The sequence below is a fragment of the Enterobacter cloacae complex sp. SYL001 genome, assembly GCF_049237025.1.
Taxonomy (GTDB): Bacteria; Pseudomonadota; Gammaproteobacteria; order Enterobacterales; family Enterobacteriaceae; genus Enterobacter; species Enterobacter intestinihominis.
In genome coordinates this window covers 1-18,923 of record NZ_JBMKJI010000028.1, presented here as the reverse complement: position 1 = coordinate 18,923, position 18,923 = coordinate 1, and the positions used below count along the sequence as shown (strand labels likewise).

18 protein-coding genes are annotated in these 18,923 nt (G+C 55.3%); 14 read left to right on the top strand and 4 right to left on the bottom strand.

The window, feature by feature from the left end:
• The first annotated feature begins 10 nt into the window (after positions 1-10).
• The 7 genes from alr (at position 11) to ACOTZP_RS20015 (ending at position 5,811) form a co-directional block, all read left to right on the top strand.
• Positions 11-1,090 carry an alanine racemase gene (alr, locus tag ACOTZP_RS20045; protein WP_032627027.1) on the top strand — a complete coding sequence of 360 codons (1,080 nt, stop codon included), beginning with the start codon at positions 11-13 and terminating at the stop codon, positions 1,088-1,090.
• Positions 1,091-1,111: 21 nt separating this feature from the next.
• On the top strand, positions 1,112-1,669 hold the full coding sequence (gene pnuC / locus ACOTZP_RS20040) for a nicotinamide riboside transporter PnuC (RefSeq protein WP_032627030.1): 558 nt from the start codon (positions 1,112-1,114) through the stop codon (positions 1,667-1,669).
• Positions 1,666-2,679, top strand: coding sequence for an AAA family ATPase (locus tag ACOTZP_RS20035; protein WP_332976597.1), 1,014 nt, complete (start codon positions 1,666-1,668; stop codon positions 2,677-2,679). Before pnuC ends, ACOTZP_RS20035 begins: the two co-directional genes overlap by 4 nt.
• 71 nt (positions 2,680-2,750) lie before the next feature.
• Entirely contained in the window at positions 2,751-3,944 is a 1,194-nt protein-coding gene (gene tyrB, locus ACOTZP_RS20030) for an aromatic amino acid transaminase (protein WP_421633772.1), read from the top strand.
• Between the two features lie 268 nt (positions 3,945-4,212).
• Entirely contained in the window at positions 4,213-4,926 is a 714-nt protein-coding gene (gene aphA / locus ACOTZP_RS20025; protein ID WP_063147065.1) for an acid phosphatase AphA, read from the top strand.
• Positions 4,927-5,038: 112 nt separating this feature from the next.
• On the top strand, positions 5,039-5,455 hold the full coding sequence (locus ACOTZP_RS20020) for a secondary thiamine-phosphate synthase enzyme YjbQ (protein ID WP_023299095.1): 417 nt from the start codon (positions 5,039-5,041) through the stop codon (positions 5,453-5,455).
• Between the two features lie 2 nt (positions 5,456-5,457).
• Positions 5,458-5,811, top strand: a complete 354-nt coding sequence (locus tag ACOTZP_RS20015; RefSeq protein ID WP_006810472.1) for an MmcQ/YjbR family DNA-binding protein — start codon at positions 5,458-5,460, stop codon at positions 5,809-5,811.
• A gap of 3 nt (positions 5,812-5,814) precedes the next feature.
• Here the strand turns inward: ACOTZP_RS20015 and uvrA are convergent, their stop codons facing one another.
• Positions 5,815-8,637, bottom strand: coding sequence for an excinuclease ABC subunit UvrA (gene uvrA, locus ACOTZP_RS20010; RefSeq protein ID WP_271075338.1), 2,823 nt, complete (start codon positions 8,635-8,637; stop codon positions 5,815-5,817).
• 251 nt (positions 8,638-8,888) lie between these two features.
• On the opposite strand from uvrA, the gene ssb1 reads away from it, so the two are divergent.
• Positions 8,889-9,413 carry a single-stranded DNA-binding protein SSB1 gene (gene ssb1 / locus ACOTZP_RS20005; protein ID WP_003860284.1) on the top strand — a complete coding sequence of 175 codons (525 nt, stop codon included), beginning with the start codon at positions 8,889-8,891 and terminating at the stop codon, positions 9,411-9,413.
• A 60-nt stretch (positions 9,414-9,473) separates the two neighbouring features.
• Here ssb1 and ACOTZP_RS20000 read toward each other — a convergent pair whose 3' ends face one another.
• Complete coding sequence (locus ACOTZP_RS20000; protein WP_022646751.1) at positions 9,474-9,755, bottom strand: YjcB family protein; 282 nt, start codon at positions 9,753-9,755, stop codon at positions 9,474-9,476.
• A 440-nt stretch (positions 9,756-10,195) separates the two neighbouring features.
• Here ACOTZP_RS20000 and ACOTZP_RS19995 point away from each other — a divergent pair, with 440 nt between their 5' ends.
• Positions 10,196-11,596 (top strand): sensor domain-containing diguanylate cyclase, encoded by a 1,401-nt coding sequence (locus ACOTZP_RS19995; protein WP_271075339.1) that lies wholly within the window; start codon positions 10,196-10,198, stop codon positions 11,594-11,596.
• A 265-nt stretch (positions 11,597-11,861) separates the two neighbouring features.
• Entirely contained in the window at positions 11,862-13,427 is a 1,566-nt protein-coding gene (locus ACOTZP_RS19990; protein ID WP_023299098.1) for an EAL domain-containing protein, read from the top strand.
• 6 nt (positions 13,428-13,433) lie between these two features.
• Here the strand turns inward: ACOTZP_RS19990 and soxS are convergent, their stop codons facing one another.
• Complete coding sequence (gene soxS, locus ACOTZP_RS19985) at positions 13,434-13,760, bottom strand: superoxide response transcriptional regulator SoxS (protein ID WP_003860277.1); 327 nt, start codon at positions 13,758-13,760, stop codon at positions 13,434-13,436.
• 98 nt (positions 13,761-13,858) lie between these two features.
• Here soxS and soxR point away from each other — a divergent pair, with 98 nt between their 5' ends.
• The 4 genes from soxR to ACOTZP_RS19965 all read left to right on the top strand — a co-directional run bounded on the left by soxR (position 13,859) and on the right by ACOTZP_RS19965 (position 18,746).
• The gene (soxR, locus tag ACOTZP_RS19980) at positions 13,859-14,317 is read left to right on the top strand and encodes a redox-sensitive transcriptional activator SoxR (protein WP_003860275.1); all 459 of its coding nucleotides are present in this window, start codon (positions 13,859-13,861) and stop codon (positions 14,315-14,317) included.
• A 310-nt stretch (positions 14,318-14,627) separates the two neighbouring features.
• Positions 14,628-15,299: a glutathione S-transferase family protein gene (locus ACOTZP_RS19975; protein WP_022646756.1), complete on the top strand. Its 672-nt coding sequence runs from the start codon at positions 14,628-14,630 to the stop codon at positions 15,297-15,299.
• 297 nt (positions 15,300-15,596) lie between these two features.
• Positions 15,597-16,946 (top strand): guanine/hypoxanthine transporter GhxP, encoded by a 1,350-nt coding sequence (ghxP, locus tag ACOTZP_RS19970; RefSeq protein WP_022646757.1) that lies wholly within the window; start codon positions 15,597-15,599, stop codon positions 16,944-16,946.
• 153 nt (positions 16,947-17,099) lie between these two features.
• Positions 17,100-18,746, top strand: coding sequence for a Na+/H+ antiporter (locus ACOTZP_RS19965; RefSeq protein WP_022646758.1), 1,647 nt, complete (start codon positions 17,100-17,102; stop codon positions 18,744-18,746).
• On the opposite strand, the gene ACOTZP_RS19960 is transcribed toward ACOTZP_RS19965, so the two are convergent.
• Positions 18,740-18,923: hypothetical protein (locus ACOTZP_RS19960; RefSeq protein WP_421633771.1), on the bottom strand; the 184-nt coding region annotated here is incomplete at its 5' end. The genes ACOTZP_RS19965 and ACOTZP_RS19960 overlap by 7 nt on opposite strands.

Sequence of the window (18,923 nt, the reverse complement as noted above, 5' to 3'; positions counted from 1 at the left end):
AGGAATTCAAATGCAAGCGGCAACTGTTGTGATTAACCGCCGCGCTCTGCGACACAACCTGCAACGTCTGCGAGAACTGGCGCCCGCCAGTAAGCTCGTTGCAGTCGTGAAAGCGAACGCTTACGGACACGGTCTTCTTGAGACCGCGCGAACGCTCCCCGATGCCGACGCTTTTGGCGTCGCCCGTCTCGAAGAAGCTCTCCGCCTGCGCGCAGGTGGAATTACGCAACCGATTCTGCTCCTCGAAGGCTTTTTTGAAGCCTCGGACCTGCCGACCATTGCCGATCAGCACCTGCACACGGCGGTGCATAACGAAGAACAGCTGGCCGCGCTGGAAACGGCCGAACTGAGCGAGCCGGTCACCGTGTGGATGAAGCTCGACACGGGCATGCACCGCCTGGGCGTGCGCCCGGAGAATGCCGAAGCGTTTTATCAGCGGTTGTGCCAGTGCAAGAACGTGCGTCAGCCGGTGAATATCGTCAGCCACTTTGCCCGCGCCGATGAGCCTGAATGCGGCGCAACGGAACAGCAGCTTGATATCTTCACCACCTTCTGCGAAGGCAAACCGGGGATGCGCTCCATTGCGGCGTCCGGCGGCCTTCTGCTGTGGCCGCAGTCGCACTTCGACTGGGCGCGTCCGGGGATTATCCTGTATGGCGTTTCCCCGCTTGAGAACAAACCCTGGGGACCGGACTTCGGCTTTAAGCCGGTGATGTCGCTGGTTTCAAAGCTGATTGCCGTGCGTGAGCACAAAGCAGGCGAGCCGGTAGGTTACGGCGGCACCTGGACGAGTGAGCGCGACACGCGGCTTGGCGTGGTAGCGATGGGCTACGGCGACGGCTATCCGCGCGCCGCGCCAACGGGTACGCCGGTACTGGTCAATGGTCGCGAAGTGAAGATTGTCGGCCGTGTGGCGATGGACATGATTTGTGTCGATCTGGGACCCGACGCGCAGGATAAAGCGGGTGACGATGCGGTGATGTGGGGCGAAGGCCTGCCGGTAGAGCGTATTGCTGAAATAACAAAAGTGAGTGCTTACGAACTTATCACGCGCCTAACCTCAAGGGTAGCGATGAAATACGTCGACTAATCACAGTATCCGGGAAGGGATATGTCACCATCTGAAATGGCTGCTTGTCTGGCCTATGCGCTCTCTGTCTGGCTGGCGGCCAGAAACAATATCAACACGTGGTGGATCGGTATTCTCGGCAGCGGGCTATACGCCTGGGTCTTCTATTCAGTGCAGCTCTATGCCGATGTTACCCTACAGCTCTTTTTCATTATCACGAGCATAACGGGTTGGGTGCACTGGCTGAAAGGAAACCGCGGAGAGGTATTGCCGGTGCGGCGAACCCACCCCAGACATTTTCTCCTTCTGCTGGCCTGTGCCGTGGCAGTAGCGGCGCTGTACGGGCTTTTATTGCATCGGTATACCAACGCCTGGGCGCCCTGGCTGGACTCCATCATTTTAACTTTCAGCATCCTGGCGCAGTTCATGCTTATGGGCCGACGCCTGGAGAACTGGTACGTCTGGCTTGCCGTCAATACCCTTGCCGTGCCGCTGTATGCGATGAGGGGCCTGCATTTGACCGCGGTTCTGTATCTGGTGTTCTGGTTTAACGCCTGGCACGGTTTATATCAATGGCGTAAGGAGATCCGCGCGCGATGAAACCTTACGCAGAGGGTCTGATTGTCGGCAAGTTCGCGCCCTTACACGCAGGACATGAATTGCTTATCAACGCTGCGCTTGCCCGGTGCGAGACGGTGTTTATCATCAGCTATTCGCTACCGGAAATGCCGGGGTGCGAACCCGAAAAGCGCCTTCAGTGGCTACAGACGCGTTTCCCGCGGTGTCGTCACCTGGTGTTTTCGCCAGAGATCGCGGCGGGCCATGATATTGAACCGCCGCCGCCCAACGACGCAGATGCCGATCGCCACCGACACTACGTGGCTACCCTATGCGAACGCTTCTTTCACTGCCGACCGGACGCCGTATTCACTGCGGAGGATTACGGCGATGGCTTTGCCCGCGTATTAAGCCAGCGTTTTGGCAAACCGGTCACGCACGTGCGGCTTCAGCGCCCGGAGGGCCCTGATGCGCCCTCAGGAACGCTTATTCGCTCTGATGTTCATCGCTACCGCGAGATGCTCTCGGCGGAGGTTTACCGGAGTTTTGTCTTTCGAATTTGCTTATTGGGCGGCGAGTCGACGGGCAAAAGCACGCTTTCCCGGGCGTTGGCAGCAGCGCTTAACGCGCCCTATGTCGCTGAGTTCGGGCGCGAATACTGGGAAGAAAAGAACGGAGTACTGGAATGCGACAATCTCCTGCATATTGCGCGCGAGCAGGTGCGGCGTGAGGACGCAGCCAGCACGGCGCCTTATCTGATTTGTGATACGTCGCCCTTAACCACGCTGTTTTATACCCTCTACCAGTATGGCTCGGCGCCTCAGGCGCTGTACGACTTAGCCGGGCGGGACTACTCGCTGGTTGTACTGTGCGGCGATGAATTTCCCTTTGTACAGGACGGTACCAGGCAAGGCGCGGCGTTTCGCCGCAGGCAGCAGTCGTGGTATATCGCTGAACTGGCGCGCCGAAATATCCCGTATTTACGAGTCACAGGGTCGACGTCTGAACGTATCGAACAAATTCGTGGGCATATCCAGAAACGGTTTTCATAACCTTCTCGACCTTCTCCTGCTTCCGGTTTATTGTTGAAAATCCTGCCTCATAATAATCCGGAGAACATCGCGTGTTTCAGAAAGTAGACGCCTACGCCGGCGACCCTATCCTCTCCTTGATGGAGCGTTTCAAAGAAGATCCTCGCAGCGACAAAGTGAACCTCAGCATCGGTCTTTATTACAACGAGGACGGCATCATTCCTCAACTGAAAGCCGTTGCCGAAGCCGAAGCGCATCTGAACGCAACCCCGCACGGTGCTTCGCTTTATCTGCCGATGGAAGGGTTAAATACCTACCGTAATACCATTGCGCCGCTGCTGTTTGGTGCGGATCACGCGGTGCTCGCGCAAAAGCGCGTGGCGACTATCCAGACGCTGGGTGGCTCGGGTGCGCTGAAGGTAGGCGCAGATTTCCTGAAAAAGTACTTCCCGGATTCCGGCGTGTGGGTCAGCGACCCGACGTGGGAAAACCACGTGGCCATCTTTGAAGGCGCGGGCTTTAAGGTTGCGACCTATCCATGGTTCGACAGCGAAACCAACGGCGTACGCGTTGATGCGCTGCTGGAAAAACTGAACACCCTGCCGGAGCGCAGTATCGTATTGCTGCATCCGTGCTGCCATAACCCGACCGGTGCGGACCTCACCAATGCCCAGTGGGATGCGGTGATCGAGGTACTGAAGGCGCGTAACCTGATCCCGTTCCTCGACATTGCCTATCAGGGCTTTGGGGCGGGCATGGAGGAGGACGCCTACGCCATTCGCGCGATTGCCAGCGCGGGTCTGCCTGCGCTGGTCAGCAACTCTTTCTCAAAAATCTTCTCCCTCTACGGCGAGCGCGTCGGCGGTCTGTCCGTGGTGTGTGAAGACGCCGAAGCCGCGGGACGCGTACTCGGTCAGCTGAAAGCGACGGTCCGCCGTATTTACTCCAGCCCGCCGAACTTTGGTGCGCAGGTGGTCGCGACCGTACTGGGCGATGATCAGCTGAAAGCCACCTGGCTTGCGGAAGTGGAAGGCATGCGTAAGCGCATCCTGTCGATGCGTCAGGAGCTGGTTAACGTTCTGAAAGAAGCCGTGCCTGGACATAACTTTGATTATCTTCTCAAGCAGCGCGGGATGTTCAGCTATACCGGACTGAGCGCGGCGCAGGTCGATCGCCTGCGGGAAGAGTTCGGCGTCTACCTGATCGCCAGCGGCCGTATGTGCGTGGCGGGGCTGAATGCTGGCAACGTCCAGCGCGTGGCGCAGGCGTTTGCATCCGTAATGTAAGTATTCACTTACTTGCATGCTATATGTAGTCCGGGTAAGGCGCAGCCGCCACCCGGCTTTTTTTGTTCGCGCCGGTGCCAGTCATTGTCCGGCGGCGCTTCGCTTACCGGGTCTACACGTTTCTTCTGCGCTTTGTGATCGTCTTCTTTTTATTCAGCTTCATAAGCAAAAACTCCTTTTCTTCCCCTCCCGCTGGGGTTATGGTCGGATAGTTTTTGACCATTCGCTCAAAATAAAAAGATAACAAACTGAATATTCAGGGGAAAACATGCGCAAGATCACACTGGCGCTCAGCGCCGCCTGCTTATTGTTCTCGCTTAATAGTACCGTTGTTGCGCGGGCTTCTGCACCCACGCCGCTTTACACCGGCACCACCGCCGCCATTCTTGCCGAACAGGCCCCCATTCACTGGGTTTCAGTGGCACAAATCGAAAACAGCCTGACGGGTCGCCCGCCGATGGCCGTGGGCTTCGATATTGACGATACCGTTCTCTTCTCCAGCCCCGGTTTCTGGCGCGGCAAAATAACGTACTCCCCGGACAGCGAAGCCTATCTGAAAAACCCGGAATTCTGGGAAAAGATGAACAACGGCTGGGATGAGTTCAGTATCCCGAAAGAGGTTGCCCGCGCGCTGATCGCCATGCACGTAAAGCGCGGCGACAGCATTTACTTCGTGACCGGACGTAGCCAGACCAAAACCGAAACCGTCTCGAAAACGCTACAGGATGATTTTCTGATCCCGGCGGCCAGCATGAATCCGGTCATTTTTGCCGGGGACCAGGAAGGGCAAAACACCAAAACCCAGTGGCTGGAAAAGAAAAATATCAAGGTGTTCTACGGTGATTCAGATAACGACATCACCGCGGCGCACGACGTGGGAGCAAGAGGCATCCGGGTGTTACGCGCCTCGAACTCCACCTACCGACCGCTGCCAATGGCCGGAAAATTTGGTGAAGAGGTGATCGTTAACTCCGAATACTGATGCATTTACGGCGGGGTGAATGCTTTTTTAAGCAAATCTCGCCGCGCGGGTTTTACCTTTCGCTTTCTTGCTGCACACTTAGAAAGATTCATCTTTCAACACGGAGCAGCACATGTGGTATCAACAGACCCTGACCTTAAGCGCAAAACCACGCGGATTTCACCTGGTGACGGACGAAGTCATCGGGCAAATCCGCGACCTGCCGCGCGTCAAAACGGGTTTGCTGCATCTGCTGCTTCAACACACGTCTGCTTCTCTCACGCTCAATGAAAATTGCGATCCCACCGTCCGGTCTGACATGGAGCGGCATTTTCTGAAAACCGTCCCGGATAACGCCCCGTATGACCATGATTACGAGGGGGCGGATGATATGCCTTCGCACATCAAATCCTCTTTGCTGGGGGTCTCGTTGATGCTGCCGGTCCACAACGGACGGCTGCTGCTGGGAACGTGGCAGGGGATCTGGCTGGGAGAACATCGCATTCACGGTGGTTCGCGTAAAATTATCGCAACGCTACAAGGGGAATAAAGATGACAATTTCGGAGATACTTCAGTACTGCATGAGCAAGCCGGGCGCAGAACAGAGCGTTCACAGCGACTGGAAAGCCACGCAGATCAAAGTGGGTGATGTGTTGTTCGCGATGGTAAAAGAGGTTGAGGGACGTCCTGCGGCATCGCTGAAAACCAGTCCTGAACTGGCCGACTTACTGCGCCAGCAGCACGATGATGTCAGGCCAAGCAAGCATCTGAATAAAGCACACTGGAGTACGGTGTTTCTCGACGGCTCGCTGCCAGATTCGCAAATTTACTACCTGGTAGATGCGTCGTATCAACAGGCGGTAGAACTGCTGCCGGAAACGATCCGACAGCAGCTCTCCGTGTAACGATTACAGCAACGGTTTGAGGAAGCGCGCGGTGTGCGAGGCTTCGCACTCTGCAACGGTCTCTGGCGTACCGGAGACGAGGATTTCACCGCCGCCGCTGCCGCCTTCCGGGCCGAGATCGACAATCCAGTCCGCGGTTTTAATCACGTCCAGGTTGTGCTCAATCACCACGATGGTGTTGCCCTGATCGCGCAGCTGGTGCAGCACGTCCAGCAGCTGCTGGATATCCGCAAAATGCAGGCCGGTGGTCGGCTCGTCCAGAATATACAGCGTCTGACCGGTTCCGCGTTTGGACAGCTCACGCGCCAGCTTCACGCGCTGCGCTTCACCACCGGACAGCGTTGTCGCTGACTGCCCCAGACGGATATAGGTCAGACCAACATCCATCAGGGTTTGCAGCTTACGCGCCAGCGCAGGGACGGCGTCAAAGAACTCGCGCGCCTCTTCGATAGTCATATCCAGCACTTCGTGGATGGTCTTGCCTTTGTACTTAATCTCCAGCGTTTCGCGGTTATAGCGCTTGCCTTTACACTGGTCGCACGGCACGTAGATATCCGGCAGGAAGTGCATCTCAACCTTGATTACGCCGTCGCCCTGGCACGCTTCACAGCGGCCGCCGCGCACGTTAAAGCTGAAACGTCCTGGCGTGTAGCCGCGCGAACGCGCTTCCGGTACACCCGCGAAGAGTTCACGGACGGGCGTAAAGACGCCAGTATAGGTCGCCGGGTTGGAACGTGGGGTGCGGCCAATCGGGCTCTGATCGATATCGATAACCTTGTCGAAATGCTCCAGCCCCTGAATGTCGCGGTACGGTGCAGGCTCGGCCAGCGTCGCGCCGTTCAGCGCCGTCTGCGCAATCGGGAACAGCGTATCGTTGATCAGCGTCGATTTACCGGAACCGGACACGCCGGTAATGCAGGTAAACAGCCCGACAGGCAGCGTCAGGGTCACGTCTTTCAGGTTGTTGCCGCGCGCCCCGGTTAGCTTCAGCACTTTTTCCGGGTTCGCCGCCATGCGCTGTTTTGGCACTTCAATTTTGCGCTTGCCGCTCATGTACTGGCCGGTCAGCGACTCGGGCACCGCCATAATGTCTTTCAGCGTCCCTTCTGCCACCACCTGTCCGCCGTGCACGCCAGCGCCTGGGCCGATGTCGATCACGTGGTCTGCGGCGCGAATGGCGTCTTCGTCGTGCTCAACCACAATCACCGTGTTGCCAAGGTTACGCAGGTGAACCAGCGTGCCGAGCAGGCGTTCGTTGTCGCGCTGGTGCAGGCCGATAGACGGCTCATCCAGCACGTACATCACGCCGACTAAGCCCGCGCCAATCTGGCTCGCCAGGCGGATACGCTGGGCTTCACCGCCGGAGAGCGTTTCAGCCGATCGGGAAAGCGTCAGGTAGTTCAGGCCGACGTTCACGAGGAACTTGAGGCGATCGCCGATCTCTTTCAGCACTTTTTCGGCGATTTTCGCGCGCTGGCCGGAGAGCTTCAGGTTGTTGAAGAAGTCCATTGCGTGACCGATGCTCATGTCTGAGATGGTCGGCAGCGCCGTGTTTTCAACAAACACGTGACGCGCTTCGCGACGCAGACGTGTACCCTCGCAGGTGGCGCAGGAGCGGTTGCTGATGAACTTCGCCAGCTCCTCACGCACCGCGCTGGATTCGGTCTCTTTGTAGCGGCGCTCCATGTTGTGCAGCACCCCTTCGAACGGGTGGCGACGCACGGAAGTGTCACCGCGATCGTTCATGTACTTGAACTCGATGTTCTCTTTGCCGGAACCGAACAGGATCACTTTATGTACGTTCGCGCTCAGGCTGGCCCACGGGGCTTCAACGTCGAACTTATAGTGCTCTGCCAGCGATTTCAGCATCTGGAAGTAATAAAAATTACGCTTATCCCAGCCTCGAATGGCGCCACCCGCCAGCGACAGCTCCGGGTTCTGGATCACGCGGTCCGGGTCGAAATATTGCTGAACGCCGAGGCCGTCACAGGTCGGGCACGCGCCCGCTGGGTTGTTGAACGAGAACAGGCGCGGTTCCAGCTCGCGCATGCTGTAGCCGCAAATCGGGCAGGCGAAGTTGGCGGAGAAGAGCAGCTCTTCCGCTTTCGCATCGTCCATGTCTGACACCACCGCCGTGCCGCCCGACAGTTCCAGCGCCGTTTCAAAGGATTCCGCCAGACGCGTCGCCAGATCTTCACGTACCTTAAAGCGGTCAATCACCACTTCGATGGTGTGTTTCTTTTGCAGCTCCAGCTTTGGCGGATCGGACAGGTCACACACTTCGCCATCGATACGGGCGCGGATATAGCCCTGGCTTGCCAGGTTTTCCAGCGTTTTGGTGTGTTCACCCTTACGCTCTTTAATGATTGGCGCCAGCAGCATCAGGCGTTTGCCTTCCGGCTGAGACAGCACGTTATCCACCATCTGGCTGACGGTCTGGGCCGCCAGCGGAACGTCATGATCCGGACAACGCGGCTCGCCCACGCGCGCATACAGCAGACGCAGGTAGTCATGGATTTCGGTAATGGTACCGACCGTAGAACGCGGGTTATGCGATGTGGATTTCTGCTCAATGGAGATAGCAGGAGACAACCCTTCAATGTGGTCGACATCCGGTTTTTCCATCAGCGACAGGAACTGACGCGCGTACGCCGAGAGCGATTCAACGTAACGACGCTGTCCTTCGGCATACAAAGTGTCGAAAGCCAGTGAGGATTTGCCAGACCCCGAAAGCCCGGTCACGACGATGAGTTTGTCGCGAGGGATTATGAGGTTGATATTCTTGAGATTGTGGGTGCGGGCGCCCCGAACTTCGATCTTATCCATTCACCTTTCCCGGTTGGAACACGGATTGCCTGATTTGTTTGAAGGACAAACGGCTGTCAGAAACGGCTAATTATGACACAAAATGACCTGTTTGAATATACAGTATTGGAATGCATTTTCTGATTCACTGTGTAACAATGTCGAGTCCGCGAGAGAACTCTGGAACATGCTACGCAACTATCAAAGTGTCGCATGGTAATGGTACACTCGCGCGTTTACACTATTAAGAAACGTATTCAGGAGACACGAACATGGCCAGCAGAGGCGTAAACAAGGTGATTCTCGTCGGTAATCTGGGCCAGGACCCGGAAGTACGCTACATGCCGAGTGGTGGCGCAGTTGCCAACATTACGCTGGCTACTTCCGAATCCTGGCGTGATAAAGCGACCGGTGAAATGAAAGAGCAGACCGAATGGCACCGCGTTGTGCTGTTTGGCAAACTGGCTGAAGTGGCCGGTGAGTATCTGCGTAAGGGTTCTCAGGTCTATATCGAAGGCCAGCTGCGTACCCGCAAATGGACCGATCAATCCGGTCAGGAAAAATACACCACGGAAGTGGTGGTCAACGTAGGCGGCACCATGCAGATGCTGGGTGGTCGTCAGGGCGGTGGCGCACCGGCAGGTGGCGGCCAGCAGCAGGGCGGTTGGGGTCAGCCTCAACAGCCTCAGGGCGGCAATCAGTTCAGCGGCGGCGCGCAGTCTCGTCCGCAGCAGCAGTCTGCTCCGGCACCGTCTAACGAACCGCCAATGGACTTCGACGACGATATCCCGTTCTGATATCCAGACGCGTGAAACACAAAAAACCCAGACAATGTCTGGGTTTTTTATAACAGGCTATCAGGTAATCACCATCGGCCAGTCTGGCGGAGTGTGGCTCATGGCTTCAACCATCACCACTTTAATGTTTTCCCAGACGGCGGCCATATCCACCAGCGTAATGCCGAGCAAACCTGTCGCGAACCAGCATGCGGCACCCAACCCTAACAGGGTGCTAATCACAGCAAGACCTGCGTAGTCGGACTTTCGGAACTGAATGTTTAACGTGCTGGCCAGGAACATCAAAACCGCGCTCAACAACGGCCAGCGCAGGAGCACCATGCTGGTGGTAATGGTTGCCATAAAACCCATCCTCGACAAAACAGACGAACTGGAATGAAACAATGTTTCTCGTTACATAATATGTGTGAACTATATCACATTTGCTGTTTTATTCGCCAGTATCGTATGAGGTAAAAGTGGGTTTATAACCGGGGAAAATATATCGTACTCGCTCAGATCGGCGCTTAGCCGGAATTTTTATTTTTAATTCATTCAGATAGCAAAACCTTTGCAAAACACCCTCGCTGTATAGCGTTTACAGCAGTATGTCTATGGATTATGCTTGTGTGGAACAATAAATGTACCCGCAAAAATAATTCATCACATTGAATTATTTGGTTTTTTTTGGATTTTTATTCTTTTTTAACACTCAGCATACTCTTTGATTTCGTGGTCTTATTCTTTTATTCAGATATGAGTTATTGCGGTTGCTCTCTCGATTAATGACCTGCGAAAAGATAATGAAAGAAAAAAGACGCGAGATTATTAACGACAGCATGCAGGCTCTGCACGCCCTGGCGAAGCTGATGCCACAACTCAACGCGCAGTGTTCGCCGGTTGAAATGCTGGAAATCATCAACAGCGCACTGGGGGCAAATCTCTCGTGGGTCAGTGTCGAATCCGCAGACGGGCCGCGCGTGGTTTGTGCCGGCGACGTGACGTGTCACGCCTTCAACGTGGCGGATTTTCTTGCCAGCACCCTGTTGCAGCGGCATCACCGCGCCTGGCGCGTTATCTACTGGAAAGAGCATATTGGCCGGGCGGTATTTTCCCCTCAGCACCCGGGCTATGCGCGGCTGCAAAGCGGCGTGCTGTGTAAACTCTCAGCGCATGGCAGACAGTGCAGTGTTTATTTCTTTTTGGCTTTTAATGAAAAACTGACCTCGCTGCCGATATTGAAAAATATCGTGGTGGTATTGGTCGAGAAGCTAAAAGATTATTTTGATGACATCATCGTGCGGGAAAAAACAGCGCAAGAGATGCAGCGCGTCGTCACGCAATATAAAACTTTATTTGAACGTGCTCCGGTATTGATGAACGCCTTTGACAGGCATAACCGGTGTGTATTGTGGAACGCCGAATGCGAAAAAGTCTTTGGCTGGAGTATGACTGAAATCGGCGAGCACCCCGATCCGCTGGCCCTGTTTTACCCGGATCCCGAGGAGCGACAGCGCGTGCAGGAGTCGGTTCGTTTCGCACCACTTAAGGATATGTACGAATGGCACCCGGTGCGTAAAGACGGGACGCCGTTAACCATCCTCTGGTCAAACATCCTTTTACCGGATAACTCCATTCTCAATATTGGCCTCGATATCACCGAACGTAAAAAAGCAGAACAGCAGCTGACCGTCAAAGCCACCACGGACGATCTGACGGGCTGTCTGAATCGCTCGACAATTTTACAACGGCTCAAAGTGGCGCTGGCAGCCAGTTCGCCGCAGGATGTCAGTAGCCATTTCTGTCTCCTGATGTTCGACCTCGATTATTTCAAGCAGATCAACGATCGGTGGGGACATCAGGTTGGCGATGCGGCATTGATTCACTTTTGCGACCGTATTCGCGAAGTGAGCCCGGCCGGGTCGGCACTGGGACGGGTAGGGGGCGAAGAGTTTGTTCTTCTGCTGGCGCGTACGGATGGTATGGCCGCTACGTTGCTCTCTTCCCGGCTGCGTGCCGCGCTGATCTCAAAACCGCTGCGTGTGGGCGATAAAACGCTGGTACTCTCTTTCAGCGCCGGGGTGGTTGAAGTCTGTCAGGGGCAACGGGATACTTCTGCCATACTGATGCGTGCTGATAAGGCATTATATGACGCCAAGCGTACGGGAAGAGGAAAAACGGTTCTGGCGTCTGATTATTTATAAATCAGTATAAGAACAAAGAGCAGGCTATTTCAGCCAACGAATTTTCCACACCTGTCGCGGGTAATTATTATCCTTATCAGAAACGAAATGAATACTTTTAGTTTGGCTTACGGGAAAATATTATCGGCATCACGAATTTTAGGATTTTTAATACCAAAAGTCAGTTGCTAACTTCCCATGATTCATGCAACGTAATCACCTGTTTATCAAAGCAGCCGGTCTTCATTGCTACAGGCGTACAACATGCAGGGATACAGAGCGGGAAATGAATCGTAGCGCGCGGCGCAAAATGCTCAAAGCGGTCGGGATTATCATGGTAGTTATGCTGCCGGTGATGCTTGCGCTATGGTTTGCCCAGCTTAGAGCCGTGTCGGAAATCAGCGCTCAGCTGCGCACGTTTGCTGAACTTGCTTTAAACAAAACTGAACGGGTTATTCAACAGGTTGATATGGCCCGGGAAGACGCGGAAAAATATCAGGGTAAAGTGTGTACGCCGGAGCATCGTCAATATATGTTGAACGTTTCCCGCGGTCGCCTTTTTGTTGCCGATTTAATTTATGCTGAAGGCCAGGACTTTCTCTGCTCGACCCTTTTTACGCCGGATCATCCTTACATCATCCCCGCTGCCAATTACACACGTAAACCCGACGTTGCTATCTATTATTTTCGCGATACGCCATTTTTTAATGGTTATAAAATGATATATATGCAGCGCGGAAATTATGTCGCAGTGGTCAACCCGCTTTCGTACAGTGAGGTGATGTCAGACGATCGTTCCCTGTCGTGGGGAGTGTATGACACCGTCAGCAATGCATTCTTTTCTGTGAGTCAGAAAGCCAATATTTCTTTATTGCATTCGATGCTCCGACATCAGGAAACGACTTTTCAGAAAGATGACCGTTTTTATACGATCGTAAAATCAGAGCAGAGGCCCATTGCGGCCATCGTTTCAACCTCCAATGCCCGTTTTTATAAAACGCTTTATCATCAGGCTACTCTGACGCTACCGCTGGGGATGATTTGCAGCATTATTATTTTGCTGGTGTGGTCGCGAACACACCGTGAATTCAATTCGCCTGGCCGACTTCTGCACCGGGCGCTGAATAAACGCCAGCTGTGCGTCCATTATCAGCCCATTATTGATATAAAAAATAACCAGTGCGTGGGAGCAGAGGCGTTGTTGCGCTGGCCAGGATTCAACGGTCAGGTTATGAGCCCGGCGGAATTTATTCCCCTGGCCGAAAAAGAGGGGATGATTGAGCGCATTACGGATTACGTCGTGGAGGAGGTGTTCACCGATCTGGGCCATTTTCTTGCCGCTCACCCCGATCTGTATGTCTCGATTAACCTGTCGGCGTCGGATTTTCACTCTTCGCGTCTTATTGCACTGATCTCCGACAAAGCCCGCTTTTACTCGGTTCGCGCGCAGCAAATAAAAATTGAGGTGACGGAGCGGGGGTTTATTGACGTGCCGAAAACCACGCCGGTCATTCAGGCGTTTCGCCAGGCGGGGTATGAAGTGGCGATTGATGATTTCGGAACCGGCTACTCTAACCTGCATAACCTCTATTCGCTGAACGTCGATATCCTGAAAATCGACAAATCTTTTATCGATACCTTAACCACCAACAGCACCAGCCACCTGATTGCCGAGCACATCATTGAGATGGCGCAAAGCCTGCGGCTGAAAACCATTGCGGAAGGGGTCGAGACGGGGGAGCAGGTGAGCTGGCTGCTGAAGCGTGGCGTGCAGTATTGTCAGGGATGGCACTTCGCGAAAGCGATGCCGCCCCAGGCATTTATGGCCTGGCAGCAGCAACCCTTGCGTTAACACGCATTAATTGAGCTGATGGCGGTAGTCGCTCGGCGTACGGTCAAACTCGCGGCGGAAGACGCGGGAAAAGGTCTGCTGCGACACATAGCCCAGATCCATTGCGATATCAAAAATGGGCCGCTGCGTTGAGCGTAACGCCTGAGCCGCCAGCAGGAGCCTGCGCTGGCGAATGTAGTCACCCAGCGTTTGATGCATTACGGTGCGGAACATTCTCTGTAAATACCATTTCGAATAGCCCGACTTCTTAGCGACCACATCAATGTTCAACGGCTGGTCGATATGTTCATCAATCCATTCAATAAGCGTCTGAATAATTTGCTGATGCGACATAAGGTTACCCCTCTGTGGAGACATCTGTCCTGGTTGATTCGTCGTTTTCTCTGCGGGGGAGTATAATTCCTCAAGTAAACTTGAGGTAAAGAGGTTTTATGGAAAAGAGATTACCGCGCATCAAAGCGCTGTTAACCCCCGGTGAAGTGGCGAAACGAAGCGGCGTGGCGGTGTCGGCGCTCCACTTCTATGAAAGCAAAGGGTTAATAAAAAGTATCCGTAACGCCGGAAACCAGCGGCGCTATACTCGCGATGTGCTCCGCTACGTGGCGATTATCAAAATTGCGCAACGTATCGGCATCCCCCTGGCTACCATCGGCGACGCGTTCGGCGTATTGCCGGAAGGACACTCGCTGAGCGCGAAAGAGTGGAAGCAGCTGTCGTCCCAGTGGCGAGAAGAACTGGATCGTCGTATTCACACGCTGGTGGCCCTGCGCGATGAACTGGATGGCTGCATTGGTTGCGGGTGTTTATCACGTAGCGATTGTCCGCTGCGTAACCCGGGTGACAGGCTGGGCGAGCAGGGAACAGGGGCGCGGTTGCTGGAGGAGGATTGAGAGGTGTGTGCCGGGTAAGGCGCAGCCGCCATCCGGCAACAAGCATAAAGAACTAAAGCGCCACTAAGGGCGCTTTAGTTTTTTCCGGTCTTTGTCTTTCTCTCTATCCCGCTGGCTCACGGGAGGGTTTCCCCCGACATCAGTACTCCTCGTGTCGAGCTTGTGGAGGAGGTTCCGGTTTGTACTGACACTTTAATTCTATGCCCGGCCGCCGTTTTTGCCACCGGAGATGATGAGATTTTAGCCGAATTTTTTTCGTGAAGTTGTTCAGTTTTCTATAGTTAAAAAGTATGAATCACCGGAGAACATCATGCTAACGGTCCACCACCTTAACCAGTCTCGTTCCCATCGCGTCCTCTGGGCGCTGGAAGAACTGGGTCTGACATATGAGATTGTGCGCTACCAGCGCGAAAAAACCATGCTCGCACCAGACGCGCTCAAAAAAGTGCATCCGCTGGGAAAATCCCCGGTACTGGAAGATAACGGACTGGTTCTGGCTGAATCAGGCGCGATTCTGGAATATCTTCAGGAAACGTACGATTCGGCGTCACGATTCAAACCGTTAGATCCCGCTCATAAAGTGCAGTATCGCTTCTGGCTGCATTACGCCGAAGGATCTTTGATGCCGCTGCTGTTAATGAAGCTGGTATTTAACAGCCTCGGCAAACCCCCCGTCCCGTTTGGCCTGCGCACGCTGGGTAAGGCGCTGGGGCAGGGGGTGCAAAAAGCGTATCTCAACCGCCAGCTGGAAACGCATGCGCGCTTTATTAACGATCATCTTGCCGAAAACAGCTGGTTTGCCGGCGACACGCTGACCATGGCGGACATCCAGATGAGTTTTCCCCTCTTCGCCCTGCTGGCGAGAGGCGGCATCGACAATCTCGACCACATAGCGGCGTGGAAACAGAGAGTGGAGGCACGTCCGGGCTGGCAGACAACGCTTGCGAAAGGCGGCCCGCTGACGATACCCGGCGGGGGATGAAATGTAACGAAATTGCGCATGGACGATAACGTTTGCGCATCCTCTGCTTAATTCTTCATCGTCATGAGGCAATTTTAGCGAAAAACGAGAAAGTTCAGTTGAAAAGGGCGGGTATTAGGCTAGATAATCGTTTGCCTACATTTGACCACCCGTTTTGTAAGCGCGGAGCTAAACGTTTGCTTTTTTTGTGACGCCCCTTTCGTCGCAAACGCAGCACAAGGATTTGACGTTTCGCTGGCAGTGGAGTCTCCACCACGCTTACGGACTTTCAATAAAAATTTTCAGGGGATGTTTTCTATGTCTACGCCATCTGCGCGTACCGGCGGTTCACTTGACGCCATGTTTAAAATTTCTGCTCGCGGCAGCACCGTGCGCCAGGAAGTTGTTGCCGGTCTGACCACGTTTCTGGCGATGGTGTACTCCGTCATCGTGGTGCCGGGCATGCTCGGCAAAGCCGGTTTCCCGCCAGCGGCGGTCTTCGTTGCCACCTGCCTGGTTGCGGGTGTGGGTTCGATTGTGATGGGCCTGTGGGCGAACCTGCCGCTGGCGATCGGGTGCGCCATCTCCCTGACCGCGTTTACCGCCTTCAGCCTGGTGCTGGGCCAGCATATCAGCGTCCCCGTAGCGCTCGGCGCGGTGTTCCTGATGGGTGTTCTGTTCACCGTGATCTCTGCTACCGGCATCCGTAGCTGGATATTGCGCAACCTGCCGCAGGGCGTGGCGCACGGCACCGGTATCGGCATCGGCCTGTTCCTGCTGCTGATTGCCGCCAACGGCGTGGGTCTGGTCATCAAGAACCCGCTGGACGGCCTGCCGGTTGCGCTGGGTAACTTCGCGAGCTTCCCGGTAATTATGTCGCTGGTGGGTCTGGCGGTGATCATTGGCCTGGAAAAACTGAAAGTGCCGGGCGGCATTCTGCTGACCATTATCGGCGTGTCCATCGTCGGTCTGATCTTCGACCCGTCCGTTCATTTCTCCGGGATTTTCGCCATGCCGTCGCTGAGCGATGACAACGGTAACTCCCTGATTGGCAGCCTGGATATTGTGGGCGCGCTGAACCCGGTGATCCTGCCAAGCGTGCTGGCGCTGGTAATGACCGCGGTGTTTGACGCCACCGGGACCATCCGCGCGGTGGCGGGGCAGGCTAACCTGCTGGACAAAGACGGCCAGATCATTGACGGCGGCAAAGCGCTGACCACCGACTCCCTGAGCAGCGTTTTCTCTGGCCTGGTGGGTGCAGCGCCAGCGGCAGTGTACATTGAGTCCGCAGCGGGTACGGCGGCAGGCGGCAAAACCGGCCTGACGGCTATTACCGTTGGCGTACTGTTCCTGCTGATCCTGTTCCTCTCTCCGCTCTCTTATCTGGTGCCAGCTTACGCGACCGCACCTGCGCTGATGTACGTCGGCCTGCTGATGCTGAGCAACGTGGCGAAAATCGACTTTGCTGACTTTGTTGATGCCATGTCCGGTCTGATCACCGCGGTCTTTATCGTGCTGACCTGTAACATCGTGACCGGCATTATGATCGGTTTCGCCTCGCTGGTGATTGGGCGTCTGGTCTCCGGTGAGTGGCGCAAGCTGAACATCGGTACCGTTGTCATCGCCGTTGCGCTGGTGGCGTTCTACGCGGGCGGCTGGGCAATTTAAGTTATCCATTGATGCGAAAACGGGTGGCTCAGGCCGCCCGTTTTTATTTTCAGGACTCATCCCGTTGTCTTTTACGTTACTCTGGAGAGGATAGAATAAGAGGCACGACGCCTCAGGTTTGGCTTAAAAAGAAACACAGCAAACAGGGAACGCATGGAAATTTTCTTCACAATACTCATCATGACCCTTGTGGTCTCATTATCCGGGGTGGTTACACGCGTACTGCCCTTCCAGGTCCCCCTGCCTTTAATGCAAATAGCTATCGGCGCGCTGCTGGCGTGGCCGACGTTCGGTCTGCACGTGGAGTTCGATCCGGAACTGTTCCTCGTGCTGTTTATCCCGCCGCTGCTGTTTGCCGATGGCTGGAAAACGCCGACGCGCGAATTTCTTGAGCACGGGCGAGAGATCTTCGGTCTGGCGCTGGCGCTGGTGGTCGTTACCGTGGTCGGGATTGGTTTCCTGATCTACTGGGCCGTACCGGGGATCCCGCTTATACCCGCCTTTGCGCTGGCTGCCGTGCTGTCGCCGACCGACGCCGTGGCGCTGTCCGGCATTGTGGGCGAAGGGCGCATTCCTAAGAAAATCATGGGCATTTTGCAGGGCGAGGCGCTGATGAACGACGCTTCCGGCCTGGTCGCCCTGAAGTTTGCCGTGGCGGTAGCCATGGGCACCATGGTCTTTACCGTCGGCGGTGCAACCCTCGAATTCTTCAAGGTGGCGATTGGCGGTATCCTCGCAGGCTTTGTTGTAAGCTGGCTGTACGGTCGTTCGCTGCGCTTCCTCAGCCGCTGGGGCGGCGATGAACCGGCGACGCAGATCGTCCTGCTGTTCCTGCTGCCGTTCGCCTCTTACCTGATTGCCGAACATATCGGCGTGTCGGGCATTCTGGCGGCGGTAGCCGCGGGGATGACCATCACCCGTTCCGGCGTGATGCGCCGGGCGCCGCTGGCGATGCGTCTGCGCGCGAACAGTACCTGGGCGATGCTCGAGTTTGTCTTTAACGGCATGGTGTTCCTGCTGTTGGGCCTGCAACTGCCGGGCATTATGGAATCTTCGCTGATCGCGGCCGAAGCGGATCCAAACGTTGAAGTCTGGATGCTGTTTACCGATATCGTACTCATCTACCTTTCGCTAATGCTGGTGCGTTTCGGCTGGCTGTGGACGATGAAGAAGTTCAGCGTTCGCTTCCTGACCAAAAAGCCGATGGAGTTCGGCTCCTGGACCACGCGCGAGCTGCTGATTGCCTCTTTCGCGGGCGTTCGCGGGGCGATTACCCTTGCTGGTGTGCTCTCCATTCCTCTGCTTCTGCCGACGGGCGACGTCTTCCCGGCGCGCTACGAGCTGGTGTTCCTGGCGGCGGGCGTGATCCTCTTCTCCCTGTTTGTCGGCGTAATTATGCTGCCGATTCTGCTGCAGCATATTGATGCGGGTGACACCTCGCAGCAGCATAAGGAAGAGCGGATTGCCCGTGCGGCGACGGCGGAAGTGGCGATTGTCGCCATCGAGAAGATGGAGGAGCGTCTGGCCGCCGATGCCGAAGAGAACATTGATAACCAGCTGCTGAAGGAAGTCAGTTCACGCGTGATCGGTAATTTGCGTCGCCGTGCTGACGGACGTAACGACGTGGAAAGTTCGTTGCAGGAAGAGAACCTCGAGCGCCGTTTCCGCCTGGCGGCGCTGCGCTCCGAGCGTGCCGAGCTGTATCACCTGCGCGCGACGCGGCAGATCAGCAACGAGACGCTGCAAAAGCTGCTGCACGATCTGGATCTGCTGGAAGCGTTGTTGATAGAGAATCAGTAGCGCTGTAATTGCCCGGTGGCGCTGCGCTTACCGGGCCTACGTGCTCGATCGGTTCCCTCTCCCACAGGGAGAGGGATCCCCAGTAATTTTTTTATGCAGAAGCAATAAAGTTGCTTTCTAAATGACTGAGGGCTGTCAGCGATGCCCTGGTCCGGCTGTAAATCGCTGAGGCGTTTG

What these genes read in the sequence shown, in the direction of transcription:
- alr (WP_032627027.1), top strand. Translation starts at nt 11, where the DNA reads ATGCAAGCGGCAACTGTTGTGATTAACCGCCGCGCTCTGCGACACAAC.
- pnuC (WP_032627030.1), top strand. Translation starts at nt 1,112, where the DNA reads ATGTCACCATCTGAAATGGCTGCTTGTCTGGCCTATGCGCTCTCTGTC.
- ACOTZP_RS20035 (WP_332976597.1), top strand. Translation starts at nt 1,666, where the DNA reads ATGAAACCTTACGCAGAGGGTCTGATTGTCGGCAAGTTCGCGCCCTTA.
- aphA (WP_063147065.1), top strand. Translation starts at nt 4,213, where the DNA reads ATGCGCAAGATCACACTGGCGCTCAGCGCCGCCTGCTTATTGTTCTCG.
- ACOTZP_RS20020 (WP_023299095.1), top strand. Translation starts at nt 5,039, where the DNA reads ATGTGGTATCAACAGACCCTGACCTTAAGCGCAAAACCACGCGGATTT.
- ACOTZP_RS20015 (WP_006810472.1), top strand. Translation starts at nt 5,458, where the DNA reads ATGACAATTTCGGAGATACTTCAGTACTGCATGAGCAAGCCGGGCGCA.
- uvrA (WP_271075338.1), bottom strand. Translation starts at nt 8,637, where the DNA reads ATGGATAAGATCGAAGTTCGGGGCGCCCGCACCCACAATCTCAAGAAT.
- ssb1 (WP_003860284.1), top strand. Translation starts at nt 8,889, where the DNA reads ATGGCCAGCAGAGGCGTAAACAAGGTGATTCTCGTCGGTAATCTGGGC.
- ACOTZP_RS20000 (WP_022646751.1), bottom strand. Translation starts at nt 9,755, where the DNA reads ATGGCAACCATTACCACCAGCATGGTGCTCCTGCGCTGGCCGTTGTTG.
- ACOTZP_RS19995 (WP_271075339.1), top strand. Translation starts at nt 10,196, where the DNA reads ATGAAAGAAAAAAGACGCGAGATTATTAACGACAGCATGCAGGCTCTG.
- ACOTZP_RS19990 (WP_023299098.1), top strand. Translation starts at nt 11,862, where the DNA reads ATGAATCGTAGCGCGCGGCGCAAAATGCTCAAAGCGGTCGGGATTATC.
- soxS (WP_003860277.1), bottom strand. Translation starts at nt 13,760, where the DNA reads ATGTCGCATCAGCAAATTATTCAGACGCTTATTGAATGGATTGATGAA.
- soxR (WP_003860275.1), top strand. Translation starts at nt 13,859, where the DNA reads ATGGAAAAGAGATTACCGCGCATCAAAGCGCTGTTAACCCCCGGTGAA.
- ACOTZP_RS19975 (WP_022646756.1), top strand. Translation starts at nt 14,628, where the DNA reads ATGCTAACGGTCCACCACCTTAACCAGTCTCGTTCCCATCGCGTCCTC.
- ghxP (WP_022646757.1), top strand. Translation starts at nt 15,597, where the DNA reads ATGTCTACGCCATCTGCGCGTACCGGCGGTTCACTTGACGCCATGTTT.
- ACOTZP_RS19965 (WP_022646758.1), top strand. Translation starts at nt 17,100, where the DNA reads ATGGAAATTTTCTTCACAATACTCATCATGACCCTTGTGGTCTCATTA.